Origin of the sequence: Brumimicrobium aurantiacum, assembly GCF_003402975.1 — a bacterium.
GTDB lineage: Bacteria > Bacteroidota > Bacteroidia > Flavobacteriales_D > Crocinitomicaceae > Brumimicrobium > Brumimicrobium aurantiacum.
The window spans coordinates 354,249-370,152 of the sequence record NZ_QURB01000001.1; the positions used below are offsets into that span (position 1 = coordinate 354,249).

14 protein-coding genes are annotated in these 15,904 nt (G+C 35.0%); 3 read left to right on the plus strand and 11 right to left on the minus strand.

Going from position 1 to position 15,904, the window contains the following annotated elements:
- Positions 1-30 precede the first annotated feature (30 nt).
- The 3 genes from DXU93_RS01590 to DXU93_RS01600 are packed head-to-tail and all read left to right on the plus strand — an operon-like array spanning position 31 to position 2,678.
- The gene (locus DXU93_RS01590; RefSeq protein ID WP_116879487.1) at positions 31-903 is read left to right on the plus strand and encodes a heme/hemin ABC transporter substrate-binding protein; all 873 of its coding nucleotides are present in this window, start codon (positions 31-33) and stop codon (positions 901-903) included.
- Entirely contained in the window at positions 890-1,918 is a 1,029-nt protein-coding gene (locus DXU93_RS01595) for a FecCD family ABC transporter permease (RefSeq protein ID WP_116879488.1), read from the plus strand. Before DXU93_RS01590 ends, DXU93_RS01595 begins: the two co-directional genes overlap by 14 nt.
- A gap of 1 nt (position 1,919) precedes the next feature.
- Positions 1,920-2,678 carry a heme ABC transporter ATP-binding protein gene (locus tag DXU93_RS01600; protein ID WP_116879489.1) on the plus strand — a complete coding sequence of 253 codons (759 nt, stop codon included), beginning with the start codon at positions 1,920-1,922 and terminating at the stop codon, positions 2,676-2,678.
- Positions 2,679-2,855: 177 nt separating this feature from the next.
- Here DXU93_RS01600 and DXU93_RS01605 read toward each other — a convergent pair whose 3' ends face one another.
- The 11 genes from DXU93_RS01605 to DXU93_RS01655 all read right to left on the minus strand — a co-directional run bounded on the left by DXU93_RS01605 (position 2,856) and on the right by DXU93_RS01655 (position 15,804).
- Positions 2,856-5,102 carry a GDSL-type esterase/lipase family protein gene (locus tag DXU93_RS01605; protein ID WP_116879490.1) on the minus strand — a complete coding sequence of 749 codons (2,247 nt, stop codon included), beginning with the start codon at positions 5,100-5,102 and terminating at the stop codon, positions 2,856-2,858.
- A 308-nt stretch (positions 5,103-5,410) separates the two neighbouring features.
- Entirely contained in the window at positions 5,411-5,782 is a 372-nt protein-coding gene (locus tag DXU93_RS01610; protein WP_116879491.1) for a hypothetical protein, read from the minus strand.
- Positions 5,783-5,785: 3 nt separating this feature from the next.
- The gene (locus DXU93_RS01615; protein WP_116879492.1) at positions 5,786-7,306 is read right to left on the minus strand and encodes a PIN domain-containing protein; all 1,521 of its coding nucleotides are present in this window, start codon (positions 7,304-7,306) and stop codon (positions 5,786-5,788) included.
- Positions 7,307-7,832: 526 nt separating this feature from the next.
- A complete protein-coding gene (locus tag DXU93_RS01620; protein ID WP_116879493.1) occupies positions 7,833-8,666 on the minus strand; it encodes a S1 family peptidase in 834 nt (277 codons plus the stop codon).
- A 473-nt stretch (positions 8,667-9,139) separates the two neighbouring features.
- Positions 9,140-9,673, minus strand: a complete 534-nt coding sequence (locus DXU93_RS01625) for a hypothetical protein (protein WP_123776015.1) — start codon at positions 9,671-9,673, stop codon at positions 9,140-9,142.
- A gap of 502 nt (positions 9,674-10,175) precedes the next feature.
- Complete coding sequence (locus DXU93_RS01630) at positions 10,176-10,508, minus strand: helix-turn-helix domain-containing protein (RefSeq protein WP_116879495.1); 333 nt, start codon at positions 10,506-10,508, stop codon at positions 10,176-10,178.
- Positions 10,509-10,518: 10 nt separating this feature from the next.
- A complete protein-coding gene (locus tag DXU93_RS01635; RefSeq protein ID WP_116879496.1) occupies positions 10,519-10,851 on the minus strand; it encodes a type II toxin-antitoxin system RelE/ParE family toxin in 333 nt (110 codons plus the stop codon).
- Between the two features lie 228 nt (positions 10,852-11,079).
- A complete protein-coding gene (locus DXU93_RS01640) occupies positions 11,080-11,835 on the minus strand; it encodes a hypothetical protein (protein ID WP_116879497.1) in 756 nt (251 codons plus the stop codon).
- A 6-nt stretch (positions 11,836-11,841) separates the two neighbouring features.
- Positions 11,842-13,734 carry a M4 family metallopeptidase gene (locus DXU93_RS01645; RefSeq protein ID WP_116879498.1) on the minus strand — a complete coding sequence of 631 codons (1,893 nt, stop codon included), beginning with the start codon at positions 13,732-13,734 and terminating at the stop codon, positions 11,842-11,844.
- A gap of 632 nt (positions 13,735-14,366) precedes the next feature.
- Positions 14,367-14,933 (minus strand): hypothetical protein, encoded by a 567-nt coding sequence (locus DXU93_RS01650; RefSeq protein WP_116879499.1) that lies wholly within the window; start codon positions 14,931-14,933, stop codon positions 14,367-14,369.
- A gap of 139 nt (positions 14,934-15,072) precedes the next feature.
- Positions 15,073-15,804: a M949_RS01915 family surface polysaccharide biosynthesis protein gene (locus tag DXU93_RS01655; protein ID WP_116879500.1), complete on the minus strand. Its 732-nt coding sequence runs from the start codon at positions 15,802-15,804 to the stop codon at positions 15,073-15,075.
- Positions 15,805-15,904: the final 100 nt, after the last annotated feature.

The window sequence follows — 15,904 nt, forward strand, 5'->3', positions numbered from 1 at the left end:
GGAGGCAGGTTTTCTAAAATATTTCAAGTAATGAAGAACTATATTTATATACTTTTCCCACTCATTTTGATGAGTTGCGGAAGGTTTAGCAATGCTGACGAAAAGCAAAACAGCGATGAACGCATAGTCTGTATTTCGAAGCAATATGCTGAAATCATTTATGCCTTAGGTGCAGAAAAAGATATTGTGGCAGTAGATTTATCGAGTACTTACCCTGAAAAAATCAAATCGCTTCCTACAATAGGATACCATAGAGCCTTAAGCGCTGAAACGGTGTTAGCCATGAAGCCAAGCCTCATTTTACACGACAATAACATCGGGCCAGAACACGTGGTTAGACAAATTGAAGCGCTAAAAATTCCCATAAAGACATTCCATAAATATGAGTCGACTATTGCAGGAACAGACTCCTTGATTCGAGAAATGGGTGAATATTTTGGAAAGGAAAAACAAGCAGATGATTTATGTAAAAAATTAAACCGCGATATGGAATTGGCTTTAGAAGAAGCACAAAAATACACCGAAAAACCAAAGGTTTTAATTGTTCATTTTGGAAGAGCAACGAATGCCTACTTGGTGATGACACAAAAAAGTAATGCTGCAAAAATGCTTGAATGGGCTGGTGGTGAAATGGCTGTTAACGCAGAACGAGGAATGAAACAATTGTCTCCAGAAGTCGTGGCCGCTGCTGATCCTGATATTATTTTACTGACCGATTTTGGCTATGACCGTTTAGACGGTGGAAATGAAATTGAAAAGCTTCCTGGAATATCCTCTACCAAAGCCTTTAAAAACAATCACATTTTTAGGATTGAAGAACACGATTTGGTGTATTTGGGACCACGCACAGGTGAAAATGTTTTACTCATCCAACAATTAATTCATCCCGATGAAACAAAATAAAACGAAAATCATTGGGGTTATTTTGTTGATATTACTCATCATTCTGTCTGTACTTTCGGCCAAGTTTGGCGCAGTTAAAATCTCAAATCAGGAAATTTGGAATGGATTTTTACATCTGTTTTCTGGTACAGCTCCCAGTGCATTAAACGAACGTATTTTTATCCAAATTCGATTGCCCCGCGTCATCATGGGTGTTTTTGTTGGAGCAGCATTGGCAGTAGGTGGCGTCTTAATGCAAGCCCTATTTCGCAATCCGATTGTAGAACCAGGATTGGTTGGAACCTCTAGTGGAGCTGCTTTTGGTGCTGCGCTTTACTTTGTTTTGGGCGCCACCTTCGGACTTCAATTGGGAGAATGGATATTGCCTCTTGCAGCTTGTTTGGGTGGTATTCTTTCCACAGCTTTGGTTTTTTATCTTTCTCAATCAAAGAAGAACAATAAAACTGCAGTAATTTCCATTTTGCTGACTGGAATAGCCATCAATGCCTTATTTCTGAGTGGTGTTGGTTTTCTGTCCTACATTGCCCGAGATCCACAAGCACGTTCCATTACTTTTTGGAATTTAGGAACACTTTCCGGGGCATACTGGGAAGGCCTCTACTTCGTGATTTCCATTACTGTTTTGTGTATTTTACTCAGTTTACGTTTTTCAAAACAATTGAATGCCTTGATGTTGGGAGAACAAGAAGCGAAAATGCTTGGCGTTGAAATACGTCAACTCAAAATAAAAGTGCTTTTGGTCAATGTAATCATGGTGGCTGTGGCAACAGCTTTTGTTGGCGTAATCGGGTTTGTTGGGTTAATCGTACCTCATCTCCTGAGAATGTTGAATGGTTCAGACAATCGCTTTTTGATTTGGTCTGGTGCTATACTTGGTGCTTTGGTGTTAACTGCCTCAGATTTAATTGCCCGACTGCTACTTGCACCAGCAGAATTGCCCATCGGAATTGTAACTTCAATGATCGGAGTTCCCGTTTTTATCTTCTTGCTTAGACGCACAAATTATTTCTTTTGATATGGTAGAACTAAATAACATTTCTTATTCGATAAAAGGCAAACACTTAACAAATGGTGTTTCTGCAAATTTTGAAAAAGGTATGATTCACTTGATATTAGGTCCAAACGGAGCAGGGAAATCAACATTGATCAAACTCATCAGTGGAGAACATCATCCGAATGCTGGTTCGATAAAAATTGAAGAACAAAATCTTCAAGATATTCCTTTAAAAACACATGCGAAATTCAGGGCTGTTTTGTCTCAAAATTTAGCATTGAGTTTTCCTTTATCTGTCAAAGAAGTTGTAATGATGGGACGTTATCCTCATTTTGAAGGGAAGGCGACCACTTTAGATGATGAAATCTGTGTAAAAGCGATGCAGCTATTCGATATTCATGAGATGCAAAATCGGAATTACCTAAGCTTAAGTGGAGGAGAAAAACAAAGGGTTCAATTTGCACGTGTCTTTGCTCAGATTTGGCAAGCTGTACCTGGAAAATCAAGGTTGCTATTGTTGGATGAACCGCTTACATTTTTGGACATTTATTACCAATATGATTTAATGAAAAAAATTAGAGATTTCATGGTTGTCAACGCTGATTTAACAATTATTGGTGTGGTACATGACCTCAATATTGCTGCGAAATATGCCGACACAATTTTGTTGATGGATGACGCGAAATTGGTAAAGCACGGTGCAAACCAAGAAGTCTTGACGAAAGAAAATATCTACACAGTATTTAAGGTCGAAGTTGAAAATCGTTTTGAAGTTGTGTAGGGCTGTTTTAACTCCTTCTTTCCGCGTTAGGGATAAAAGCGGCATCCTTTTTTGAAAAAAAAGATATAGCGGTTAGCCCGACGCTTATTGTTTTTTTAGTTTTTTGACCACGAGCTTGACTTCGGGCTCGCAGGAGCAAAAAACTAAAAAAACGATAAGGGAAACGCCCAAAAAAACCTAATCCCGCTTCAACACCTTCACACTTCCGGTTTTGTCTCCTATGTTGACTTTTAAGATGTAGAATCCTGATTTATAAGGCGACAAATCAACTTGACCATTCACAGGTTTCATTTGACCAAGATATTTCCCTTCAAGTGAAATAACATCTATTCTATCGATGTTCGAATTGGAGCAATTAAGTATCCCTGTGGTTGGATTTGGAAAAACGGTGAATTCTAAGCTTAAACCCTTTAGTCCTGCCAATTCTGCAACTCCAACAATGACTGTATCTTCGTGGGAACACCCAAGCGAATCCAATGCTTCAACACTAACGAAGTGTATTCCATTTCCAAATTGTGAAGCCACGAAATTAAAGGTACTTGCCGTAGAACCGTCCATCCATTCATAGCTGTCCATTCCTGGGGTGGCAGTAATTAACAAGGCCTCTTGGATATCGATAATGGTGTCTTCAATGGTTTCGAAAGTAACATTGTTGACATGTGCTGTAACTGGAAATCTCCCGGAAGAACAATCGCCTTGCAAACGCTCGCCATAATGGTAATAAACACGTCCGTTCAAATCTCTCGGGAAGTAGGACGCTGTCATTCCAAAATTCACTCCACTTCCTGTGTTTATTGTTAATTCATTGGTTGAACGTGTCTGAGGAGTTCCTGAGTTTCTATACGATAAGCGAGCGGAAGAATTTGCCATTTTTAAATAGATTCCTACGGTATCATCAATGCCAATATTCAAGGCTGTAAACGGAACATGTGTTTGTACATTCGGATCAAGAACATTCACGTCTATTGATTCATATAAAGTCCAGGCATTTGAGTTGGTTTCAGATCCGATATGACTTCCATTTTTCTTATAAAGTTCTATTGTTTGTGGACCTGTTGAGTTAATTTTTACATCAAAACTATCAATTGTAATGTTTTCGTGTCCAACCAAGTCAAACATAATTCCATTAAAGTTTGTTGTTGAAGTATTCGTCGTAAAAATCTCATCGGAGTAAAACAAGTCTCCCCTCACCACTTCAGCATACCAATCTGTTGTTGTCGTAATCAAAGGCGTTTGTAATGTATTTCCGTATTCAATTGGTGTTGGACTCGTTAAATCCTGATACCAAAGCACTGTGTCTTGTGGGTCGGCAGTTACAGAAAGTAATGTTGAATCTGAAGCACACAAGGTATCGTCATGGGCTACCCATATTGGATGTCCGGAAGTTGAAAATTCATAAACCAAGGTATCGTTTGAGGTATTGGAATTGGAGGTACTCGACACAATCACCGACAAGCTATAATCTCCCGCCTCCAAAGTTGGTGCATCGAAAGTGGTATTGGTTATGCTACATTCTGCAAGTCCATTCACAAAAGTTTCGGTTGCTGTGGTTATTGTTCCCGTTTGTTGATGCGTTAATTCAGATTGAATCTCCACTGTGAGGGAATCATTTGGACCAAAGTTGATCAATTCATATTCAAATTGGGACAAAGAATCGCCACAAACGCTTAGGTTAATTGGCAAAATCCTTAAAATTGCAGGATCGGAATTGGGAATTGAAATGTAAATATTTTGAAGAATATCAGCGGCAATCACACGACTTTCCATGATTCCATGTGCGGTATCGTTGAGGTGAATTCCATCGCCAGAATCATATAAGGGATCAACCAAATAGGAAGGCGTTGCAAAGGGCGTCCAAAAGTCAATGGCATTGGGTGCAAACTGCTGTAGAATTGAATCTTTGAGGTCCCATTGCAATTGTGCTTTAACCGGATTAAAATTTCGGGGTTGTGTGGAACAAATCCAAATGGGAACAGCTGCGGCATTGGCAATTTGAACGATCGTATCCAGGTTGTGCATTTGTTCTTCGTAGGTAAAACCACTCGCCACGTCATTTGAAGGCATATTCACGACAATAGCATCTGGATTTTCAGCCAATGCGGCTGTGATATTTTTTGCTGGATTTGGGTTTGGTCTATTGGAAGGTGAAACATAACCCGTTGGCATAATGCGATAGGTATTGTAGCCTCCAACGGCTAAGTTGACCACTTCATTTGCGGGATTGATATTTTGCAAATAGCTTCTGTAACGATTCACCCATGCACTGTCGGAGGTAGAAGGTCCTGACCCCGCAGCAGTAGAAGACCCCAAAACCACAATTTTATAAGTTGTGGAAACGATACACGGATTGTTTTGTGCAAAAGCTGACGAAGTGAAAATCATCAACGCAACGAAAAACAGCAGCGCTTTGAATTTTAAATACATGCCTACTAAAGTAAACTTTGTTTTGAATTGAGGCAAGGGATTATGAGGGAAAGTTTGGGAAGGGGTAAATTAATCCCTACTATACTTTTATAATAAATTTCACCAGAAATACTATTACAAAACAAATCAAGAATTCCCTTAAAGTTTATTTTCAAAGGTATTCATGAGAACTTCGTTGTCCAGCGGCCTCCATTGGCTTGCCGAAATAATGGCCAACTTAGCGAAGCGATCTCACAACCGTAGAGCGTAATCCGTTGGTAAACGGAGACACTCGGCACGCCGAAGACTTAGTTGTTGGCAATAGTGTCTTATTTCACGTATGCAAATGATTGTGGTGGATGTAAATTAAAATCCGTTTTTAAGCATTTAGGTTCTTTATATTTTTTCTTATTCTTAACTTGAATTGCGAACCCTTTTTCTCTCTCTGAAAAATACTCATAAAAAAATTCTTCTGTAATTCCCGAATGTTCTTTTGTCAAATTCCAAAGTGTTTCGAGGTCATTATTGAATATTTTACCGATTTCAAATTCGCCAATTACTTTTTGAACAGGCGATGATGCATAAACTATTATATATTTTACATTATTGTTTTTAAAAATAGCTTTTCTAAATTCAAATTTTTTAGAGCCATCAAAAATCTTAAAGGCAAATTCTGGTTTAATTGATAAAACGACTTTCATATATTATTTTCGGTTATAAGCAAAATTAACTAATTTGGTAAACTGATTGTTATTTATTTCTATAAATCCACGTGGCATATTCATAATGTCAGGAATTACGCCTATTTTATTCAAATCATTGAGTGTTGGCTTTGGTGTCGGAAAAGAGTGAGCGTATAGAAATTTTATTACAAAAGGTCTGTATTTTGGATATTTATTCCACCAATCTTTCTCTAAATCAGCCTTTTTAATCATTGTTCTTCTGTAACAAGCTTTATAAAATTCATCAAAGGACTTAAAACCATTGAGAACTTCTTCTACAATGCAAATTGAAGTTACAGTACTTGAATATTTTTTTGGCTTTGTTTCTCCCATTCTGTAGACAACTATAATATCTCCTGCTTTAAGATGTCTGTCTTGAGAATGTGAAATATATACTTTTCCAATTCTATTGCGATGTGGTTCGTTTTCTGTATATTTTGTTTCGTCTTCTCGTGTATTAATGCTATCAGGAAATAATTCTGTGTGATATTTAGGTTCTATTTTGATTATATATTTTCTTGTGTCCCTAGAAAAAAATGGAAAAGAAAGTTTTGGCTTGTTAATTTGTATTGGTTGAGATTTTCCAAAAGGTCTTGTTAATACGATTTCATTTCCATTCTTGGTAGATTTTATTCCGTGTTCTACAAAACCCCAACCTTTAAGCATATCTATTAATTGTCCTTGCTCTGGTCTTTTGTCAAATACCGTTACATATATTTCATCTACTTTATATTGAATAGCATTATCAAAGACAATTTTTAAGAATCTTTCCCCAATTTTATAGCCATTACTAATAACTTTTAAGGTTCCAATTTTTAATCTTTTTTTCTTGTCAAATATTGGTTTTATCTCAGAGTAATTTTCAGTTTTCTCCTCGACTTTTATATAAAGAAATGCTGTTAAATTATTGTCGCTATAACATACATAACAAACCTTATCAAATTTTGATTTAAACCAATTATCAAATTCGTTGTAATCTTCTCGGAAACTATCAAAAAAATTATCATTGATGTCAACTTCTGCAAAGTCTGCCTTTTTTACAGCAAGGACATTGTATTGGACTAAATCTGGGTTTTCAGAAGTGACTTTTTCAAGAAATGATTGAATCTTAAATACTTTGTCTGAAATTCCAAGTTTAGAAGCTTTTGTATGTATTTTTTTGTCTTGAGTAATTAATAAATCTATTCTGCCTTCGTAAATTTCATTTAACAGATGAGTGTCATTAATATCATTATCATTTACATCAAATTCTGAACTTAAACTTTGAACATTTTCTGAAAATGGAAGTTGATGCTTAATTCGATTATAACTATCTAATTTTATTGAAAAAGTGGCAACGACTTGTTTATTTTGATAGGAATCAATTTCATAGATTGTGATTGGATGAATGTATTTTTCGTAATGTAACTTATCAATCCAATTAAATAATTGTCCAATATCGTGTTCAACAATTCTATTCGCTTCTCTATGAATAATTATGTTGGTATCTAAAAGTACTTTCATTTAATGGTTGTTCGTGGGTTTATCACATTATTGCCAACTTATTTATAAATCAACAAAACCATACACCTACATCCAATCCTCATAAATAGCATACAGTCAAATCAACTTCCCTCAAACATACACATTACTTTCCACTTTTCAAAGGGCAGAAGCTTCCAAAACACCTATAAAACAAGCGATTTAGCAACGTAAATTCCTTTTTTCTCGAACAAATGACATGTTTACACATTCGAAATGTAGGTTTACTTGGGTAAATGGTTTTTTAGAAGTTTTCAAGAAAAGTTACAAAACAATACACCCAAATGGAACACCGGACCAGTCAATATGGTGTTATTCATTTCTTGTTTATTTTCAAAGGTATTCATGAGAACTTCGTTGTTCAGCAGTCCCTATTGAGCTTGCCGAAATAATGGCCAACTTAGCGAAGCGATCTCACAACCGCAGGGCGTAATCCGTTGGTAAACGGAGACACTCGGCATGAGTTTATCCGTCCTTTGACGGGAAGACTTAGTTATTGTAGATCGTTTTAATTAGGCTTTTGGAAGACAGTTTCGAATTCTAATAATACTTCTGAAGGAATAACTAATCCTAAGTTTGCTGGAATATTAGACCTGTAAACTGAGTCTAATGCAGTAGGAATAGGTTTAGATTCAATTTTTCCAGTTGCTAAATGCTCATGGCCACCCCAAAGAATTCCTACAAAGTAAAACTTATCATCTCTTCCTGCAAGTCTATCACCGGCACTGTTTACAACGTTAAAACCTTCTTTGTATAAGAACACTGGACTCCCACTGGAACCTGGAAAAGCTGCAATATCAATTAAAAACTCTCTTTTCCCATTATATGACAAACCTGGTTTTGTGGCAGTTACTCCTTTTCTAAAAATTGGTCTATTATTAAATTCATCCGAAATACCAATTGGATAACCAACCATTACTACATCCTCTAATTCTGAAAATGACATTGCTATATCTTTTGATGGAATATTATCAGGCATTATTCTAGACCAACGAATTTTCGATTTAAGTTCCGTTTCAAAGTGTTTTAGGATATTACCAAATGTTGTTGCACACAGGTCAATTTTTGGATCTGGATGGTCTACCCAATATCCTTTTGTGGGGATTCTTATAGTAGGGTAATCTTTTAAAATGGGATTTCCAGATCCGTCCATAAGTGTCAACTTAAACTGAAACTCTACCGAATCTTTTATTACATGCTTATTAGTAACTAGTATCGGAAGAAGTGTCTCTTTGCCCTCATGTATACCAAAAAAGAATCCAGTTCCAGCTGAAACGGATTTATCAGCCTTGAAACAATGTAACCTCGTCACACAATATGCAATATTCTCTGTATTTATCATTCTTAATTATCTATAACTCATTTATAAAATCAATAAAACTATACACTCACATCCAATCCTCATAAATAGCATACAGTCCAATCAACTTCCCTCAAACATACACATTACTTTCCACTTTTCAAAGGGCAAAAGCTTCCAAAACACCTATAAAGCAAGAGGTTTAGCAACACAAATACCGCTTTTATTGAATAAACGACATGTTTACACATTCGAAATGTAGGTTTGCTTGGGTGAATGGTTTTTTGGAAGTATTCGGGAAAAGTTAATTTTTTAGTGAATTTAAACCAAGACTTTTTTCCTGTTTAAGTGGTGGAAGGTTATACTACCTATAAAATAGGTCATTTAGGTTTTGACGTTCAGGGCTATGAAACCGCTGCTGTTCCTTAAAGTTAATGATAATTCTTAAGGCAAACGATTGAGCTAGGATGATTTATCATTCGGAGCGCAATCGTAGCAGTGTTTTATAGGCTATGTTACAAATTTTCTAAGCCCATCAGTCTTCTAAGCCAATTAGGGGTTTTTATCAAGATCAAGCCACAAATTAACTCGCATATTGGTAAAATTAATCTTGATAATACTCCAACTAGCACAAAAACTAGACTCCCTTCGGAATAATGTGATGTTTGACGTATAAATATTGCTGCAAAAATTCCTGATATAATTTGAGATAGGGCGATTACAACAAATATTAACCCACATATTCTTACAACAAAAAGGAAGAAATTATTAATTGGATAACGATGACGTTTACTCTGGTCAATTACATCATCATCTAATATTTCTTTTTTAAACAATAGTGCTTTTATCTTTTCTGATTTAAAAATTGAAATTAAACCTATGAATAAATACAAAGCAAACTTTAAAATATTCATGAATGTGTGACCCTCAAGGAATAAATCAAACTGTTCATTCGGATTTTGACTAAAGTCGATAATAACTTCTGCCGCGAAAAATAAATAATCAAAGGATTTAATTAATATAAAAACCCCAAAACCTTTTATGATCAATTTGTATATATGGTCGAGTGTCATTTGTTGTTTGTAACTTATTTATAAATCAATAAAACCATACACCTACATCCATAGCTAATAAATAGTGTACAGTCAACTTCCCTCAAACATACACATTACTTTCCACTTTTCAAAGGGCAAAAGCTTCCAAAACACCTATAAAACAAGCGATTTAGCAACGGAAACGCCTCTTTTCTCGAACAAACGACATGTTTACACATTCGAAATGTAGGTTTACTCGGGTGAATGGTTTTTTAGAAGTTTTCGAGAGAACTTAATTTTTTAGTGAATTTAAACCAAGACTGTTTTCCTCTTAAAGTGGTGGAATGTTATACTACCTATAAAATAGGTCATTTAGGTTTTGACGGTTTAGTGTATGATTTCGTAGCGTGTTTTAAGCACTAAGTTTAGCAAATAAATCACAGATAGAAAGTCCGCGAGGACTTACGTAAGTAGGCTATAACTGGCAATAAATTAAAAACGTTGTTGCCAGTAGTGCTTATGCTACTTTAAATTCCGATTCATTCATTTCGACACTAAATCGAACGTTTGCTTTTAATGCACTAAATACTTTTAAAATCGTTTCGATAGTTACGTTTTTAGTATTTCTTTCCAATTTAGAGATTTGCGATTTTTGAACTCCGATTAATTTGCCGAGTTGCTCTTGGGTCAAATTCCGTTCTTTTCGGACAGACTTAATCATATCTCCAAGAACTTCCATTCGCAAGTCAAATTCGTATTTGTCACGTTCTGGTGTTCCAACTTTTCCAATGTCCTTGTCCTTCATTTGGTCAAGTGTCATCATTTTCATTTTTTTGTTTTTTGTTGCCATAATTTTAAGTTTATTCGTCAAAATATTCAGCTCTGATTTTCAATGCTTTCTCAATTTCCGATTTTGGGACTTTACTCACTTTTTTTATCATTCCGTGTGTTGATAATACAAGCGTTTCGGATTTGTCAGTTTTGTCCCAAAAAGCAAAGAGCCTGTATTGAATACCTTGATAAAGAGTTCTAAATTCCCAAATATCATCTGTTAATTTCTTAAACAGTTTTGGGTCATTTTCGAGTTTCGCTTTATCCAAATTGTAATAGATTTTCTTTTTTACTTTAGCATCCAATTTGGACATAAAGTCAATTGCTTGTTCAAGAAAAACTACCTCAAATTTTGGCTTCATTCAGTTTATTTGTCGTTATACTTTAGCAAAGATAACAAAAAAGTTGAATTATATGGAAACTTTTATGGTTTGGTCGCATTACTGGCAACGTTTTGCAAATAGGCACTTGGCCACATTTTAGTTAAATATTAAACACGAAGTTACAAATTTTACCTTTAAAAAAATGCTTAAAACGAAGCGTAAATTGTGGCTGGTGCTTATTTGCTGTTAGCAAATCGTGCATTTATTTTAGAAGTTAAAGCCAATCCCAAATCGCAATGATAAATCAAATCTACTTGGGAAGTAATCGGGTACATTATCGTAGTTCTTTAACGTTTCTATGCCTTCTTTGTCGTGAAGATAAACTAACCCCATAAAATCTAACTTGGTGTATAATGTTAACCATTTCAAAGGTGTATAATTAATACCCACAAAGGTGTTTAAACCAAAGTCATTTTTAAAAGTTCCTTCAAGAAGGTCTTCAAATGAATTTTTTGATACAATTATTGCTTCAGAGCCACGCCGATAATTAACCCCTCCACCGTAAACAAAATTAAATAATTTAGATAATTTTAGTATGCGAGAGTAATTAATCGTTACAGTCGTAAAGGCTCTTCTAGAAACACGTGCTTTGGTATTTGTAGGTGGGTGGTATGGTCCTGATACGGGAAAGGTTTCCTTATTACCCCAATAGAGGTTCCAAAACATTATAACTTCAAAAGACAATGAATTTTTTCGATTTATTTTACGGTCATATTGAAGTCCATAGGAACTAATTAACAACTGATTGAACAGCCCTGTACGGGGTTCTCCATTAAACTCTCTGTGGTTGACGTTCAAAATTGGTGCGTTATCAAAAAAATAATGAAATAAACCCATTTGTACTAAAATACGGTTTTTCTTTACTTCTGTAGAATCAATATTTTTTTGTTGTCCATAAGAAACACTTGGAGCAATAATTGCCCCAAGCGTTAATATTAAAATAAAAGTTTTAAGTAGTCTCATCTGTATCTATTTTTGAATAATGAAACGTTTTCTTATTGGGTTCCCATTTATTGAAAAATTGATAAAATAAACCCCATTACTCAAGCTACTTACATCTTTACTAAAAACTAAATTATTATCATTAAAGCTTTCAATAATTTTTCCTGTGGCATCAAATATTTTGATATTATCATCAACTTTATCAGGTACTTGGATGGTTAAAATGTTGCTTGCTGGATTTGGGAAAACTAATGTTTCCGCTTCCAGTTGACCAATATTGTCATTGGATAATGTATATTCACAATCATTCAAACTTCCAATACCAACAGCATACCAAGCGTCAATTGTTGCTTGATGTTCAACAGAGCACTCTCCAAACATAATTTTGGCTGCTTTGATGGTAGCTTGACGAGAATCTGAATATTGACTAGAGTTATCCAATATGTGAACGAGCGATAGAAACACTATATCTATAGTTTTTGACATCCCAATTCCATCTACATTGTAGTAATCGTTCAAATCATTCGTTCCATTATCACCATGTGCCAACACGTAAAACCATTTATTCTGAACACCTGAATTAACATGTACACCGCCATTATTATTATTACCATCATACCAGTATTGACCTTGATAAGTATCGGGTTGACCCAGTACAAGATTGCCATTATTATCGAAATGTTCGCCTCTTGATTTTGGATCTTTAAGTGACCTAGTTTTTTCAACATCACTTGGAACGAAATTACCATATATCCAGTCTGTATACCCTCCATCTAAGGTCGTTGCTTGTATAACAATTCCAAAAATATCACTAAAAGATTCGTTTAAAGCACCTGATTCGTTAAAAGATTCCAAACCAGCTGTATAATCAGTAACACCATGAGTATATTCATGCCCAACCACCGACGGCTCCCTGCCTTGTTCTCCATAAGCACTAGTTCTTCCAAATGCTAACTCTCTAGGGGTTTCACCAGATCTATACTCTGCATTAGGGTAATCCCAATTAGCTCTTACTCTAATTTCACTGCCAATTCCATTTAAACCAGTCCATGCAAAAGTTTGGCGAAAATAATCCCAGCTGTTGGAGACATGAAAATGGGTAGATGTTTCTGTTAAGTGTGACCAACCCCAGTCATCATCATCATCTGTAGTTTCTGATGTTAGAAACCAAGGAGAACTACCTCCAGGATTCTCCTTCGTATGAATATTTCTTGTATCATCATTAGCACGAAGAATATGAGACATAGTAAATCCTCCTTTCCAATCTGTATCAATTGTTTTAAATCCGTATCCATCTACTTCAGCTGGACCGTTACAGATATGCGTTGAATGAAATTTTAAAATATCTCCTGTGTTTGCATCTACATAATAAATAAACGTTTCAAATTCTGGTTCTATAATCTTTATTGACATCTTATAAGCAAGTGTATATCTATCACCTGAAATTATCATGTTCATGTTTTTCATCGTATCAACTGCCCAAATTAATTCTGGCTCAGGATACCAAGTTGCATCTCCATTATGTTCATCAAGTTGAATTTGATGCTCCCAGTCTTCATCTTCCCACGCAAAAACAATTTTTTCCTTTCTTAATTGATCAATTAAATATTTGACTGCCTCTTCTTTACCAAATGACGGTATATGACTTTTTTTAATTGAATCTGCTATTTTTGCATTGATAAAGTTCAAAGAACCGTTTGGTTCATAGTGTTCAATACACCCTGCACCTTCTATGGGTAAATCCATATAAGTTTGTTGGTATTTGTGATGGGTAAATCCAACTAAACTATCAACATGAGAATCCGTTAATACCATATTGTTGTTTAAATCCGGTGCATTTTGTCTGTACAATTGGTACATTCCCAGGTTGAAAATTATTAGGAGTTGTAAAGTAAAAGAACCCGCTTTGAACAGAGTCATTGAGATATGGCGTAACCATATTTATATATTCTTGATATTGTCCAAAGCTAAAGCTTGAAAAAAGAACAATGAAAATTGTTAATATTCTTGATTTCATAATATTAGAATTTAAATTTATAAAAAAATAATGGTTTAAATTAAAAAAAGATGCTATCATATTTATTAATGCGCACTTGGTGCTCTTGCTTCGTAGTAATGAAATGTTCGTTTGTACCGCTGCATGTTTGCTAACTCATTTATAAAATCAACAAAACCATACACCTACATCCATTCCTCATAAATAGCATACAGTCAAATCAACTTCCCTCAAACATACACATTACTTTCCATTTTTCAAAGGGCAGAAGCTTCCAAAACACCTATAAAGCAAGAGGTTTAGCAATGCAAAAGCCACTTTTCTTGAATAAACGACATGTTTACACATTCGAAATGTAGGTTTTCTCGGATGAATGGTTATTTAAGTTTTTTTGAAAAAAAATTAATTTTACAATCAAAAAAGCCATTTTATCAAATTCTCATTTTAAACAACTTATAATGGATTTAGATAGACTACCACCTGCCCATCAAAGGCAACAACATTATCATTCGGCAAGGTATATAGGCAATCATTTTTTTACAGCACCTTATAGCCCTTATTTTGCTATTCTCTTTTTTAGTTTGACTGTAGTGCTTGCTTTTTTAAGAATCTTTTTATTACGCCAAATTTGATTATTTGTACACAGGTGGACTATTCTAAATTCGTCAATTGTTATACTTTCATATCTGCCACTTTTGTCTTGGATTTTTATTTTGTCGTTTCCTCCTTCAAAAAATCCACTTTTATAAAAGTTAGGATAGTTATTTCCATAAACGAACAACATGTAATTATCTATTGCGATAGGAACAGTGTAAGTATTAGCACTATCACCATGGTTGACATTTAGTCCAAATTTTAAAGTGTCCGTCTTTTGATATATTGAATAGTCCGTGTAATTTTTCAGATTCCAATCACTTGTATAAGGTTTTTCTGTAGAATCCGTCAAAATGATATCTAAATCAGTTATAATTTCATTGGTCAAACTATCTCGTACATCTAATATGATTGCGTAAGTGTTATCCCATTCGCAATGCTGAGCATTGGCGGAGGCAGAAAGTGCAACGAGTAGAATAATTGAGATAATGGTTTTCATTTTAAACTTCCTTTCTTCGTTAATTGGCATTGGATATAAGGTTCTGGCAGTTAAAAATCGCTGCTATCCATAAAGTTAATCAATAATTTGAAATCAGAGTGATTGAGCTGAGGATGATTGATCATTTGAAGGGTAAGTGTTGTAGTGATTTTTAGGTGGTGAGCGGTATTCAGTAAAAACGGCCTCTTTCACATTTATTTCTATTCCAGTGTTCAATGAGAAAATTGAAAAGAAGCTCTCTTTCTTTAAGGTTTGCGATGGGTTTATATTCTCCACCGTACGGATTTTCACTTTCACACATTAGCATTGTTGAACCTCTCAAAGCATATTTAGTCGAAGCTTCATACATTATTATTTTCATAGTTCCAGGGTCCATTCCTCCACGACAGATGGAAACATATGGTAATGTTATTTCAGTTATTTCATCATTATCCAGATCGGTAATTGCAGTAGCTTTCGGAATAAAGCCTGTAAACCAATCTACGCCAAAACATTCAGTATAATCATAAACCCTCCATTGTTTCTTGAATAGTTTTTCTCCTTCTGAACGCAGAAATAGATACGCATACAATTCTGACTTATCTTGTAACATATACTCGGAGGAGTCTTCTACGTAATCTTTCCAAACAAAATGACCTGTAACACATTGGATTAAAATCTTTTCACCCTCAGAATCTTTCCAACGAAGAGCTTCTACAACGTTTCCTCTGAAATCAAGATATTTTGGAATGTCGTCATAGCTTAGAGTGTCTATTTGAAAAGAAGCGTCTGAATTCTCTTTATCCCATATATCGAGCCAAAGGTCAGGCTCAAGCTTCCTAAACTTTTCAGTATGCTCCTGAGTTTGCCCTAATAACAGACTGGAATAGAACAGTATTAATAAAATTGTTACTTGTTTCATAATGGTTATTGTTGACAAGGTTTTTCAAATAGGCAAAGTAACGCAAACTTTAAACCATATCGGCGCTATTTTGTCTATTTGTTGTTGTGCCTCCGTGCAT

What these genes read in the sequence shown, in the direction of transcription:
- DXU93_RS01590 (WP_116879487.1), top strand. Translation starts at nt 31, where the DNA reads ATGAAGAACTATATTTATATACTTTTCCCACTCATTTTGATGAGTTGC.
- DXU93_RS01595 (WP_116879488.1), top strand. Translation starts at nt 890, where the DNA reads ATGAAACAAAATAAAACGAAAATCATTGGGGTTATTTTGTTGATATTA.
- DXU93_RS01600 (WP_116879489.1), top strand. Translation starts at nt 1,920, where the DNA reads ATGGTAGAACTAAATAACATTTCTTATTCGATAAAAGGCAAACACTTA.
- DXU93_RS01605 (WP_116879490.1), bottom strand. Translation starts at nt 5,102, where the DNA reads ATGTATTTAAAATTCAAAGCGCTGCTGTTTTTCGTTGCGTTGATGATT.
- DXU93_RS01610 (WP_116879491.1), bottom strand. Translation starts at nt 5,782, where the DNA reads ATGAAAGTCGTTTTATCAATTAAACCAGAATTTGCCTTTAAGATTTTT.
- DXU93_RS01615 (WP_116879492.1), bottom strand. Translation starts at nt 7,306, where the DNA reads ATGAAAGTACTTTTAGATACCAACATAATTATTCATAGAGAAGCGAAT.
- DXU93_RS01620 (WP_116879493.1), bottom strand. Translation starts at nt 8,666, where the DNA reads ATGATAAATACAGAGAATATTGCATATTGTGTGACGAGGTTACATTGT.
- DXU93_RS01630 (WP_116879495.1), bottom strand. Translation starts at nt 10,508, where the DNA reads ATGGCAACAAAAAACAAAAAAATGAAAATGATGACACTTGACCAAATG.
- DXU93_RS01635 (WP_116879496.1), bottom strand. Translation starts at nt 10,851, where the DNA reads ATGAAGCCAAAATTTGAGGTAGTTTTTCTTGAACAAGCAATTGACTTT.
- DXU93_RS01640 (WP_116879497.1), bottom strand. Translation starts at nt 11,835, where the DNA reads ATGAGACTACTTAAAACTTTTATTTTAATATTAACGCTTGGGGCAATT.
- DXU93_RS01645 (WP_116879498.1), bottom strand. Translation starts at nt 13,734, where the DNA reads ATGACTCTGTTCAAAGCGGGTTCTTTTACTTTACAACTCCTAATAATT.
- DXU93_RS01650 (WP_116879499.1), bottom strand. Translation starts at nt 14,933, where the DNA reads ATGCCAATTAACGAAGAAAGGAAGTTTAAAATGAAAACCATTATCTCA.
- DXU93_RS01655 (WP_116879500.1), bottom strand. Translation starts at nt 15,804, where the DNA reads ATGAAACAAGTAACAATTTTATTAATACTGTTCTATTCCAGTCTGTTA.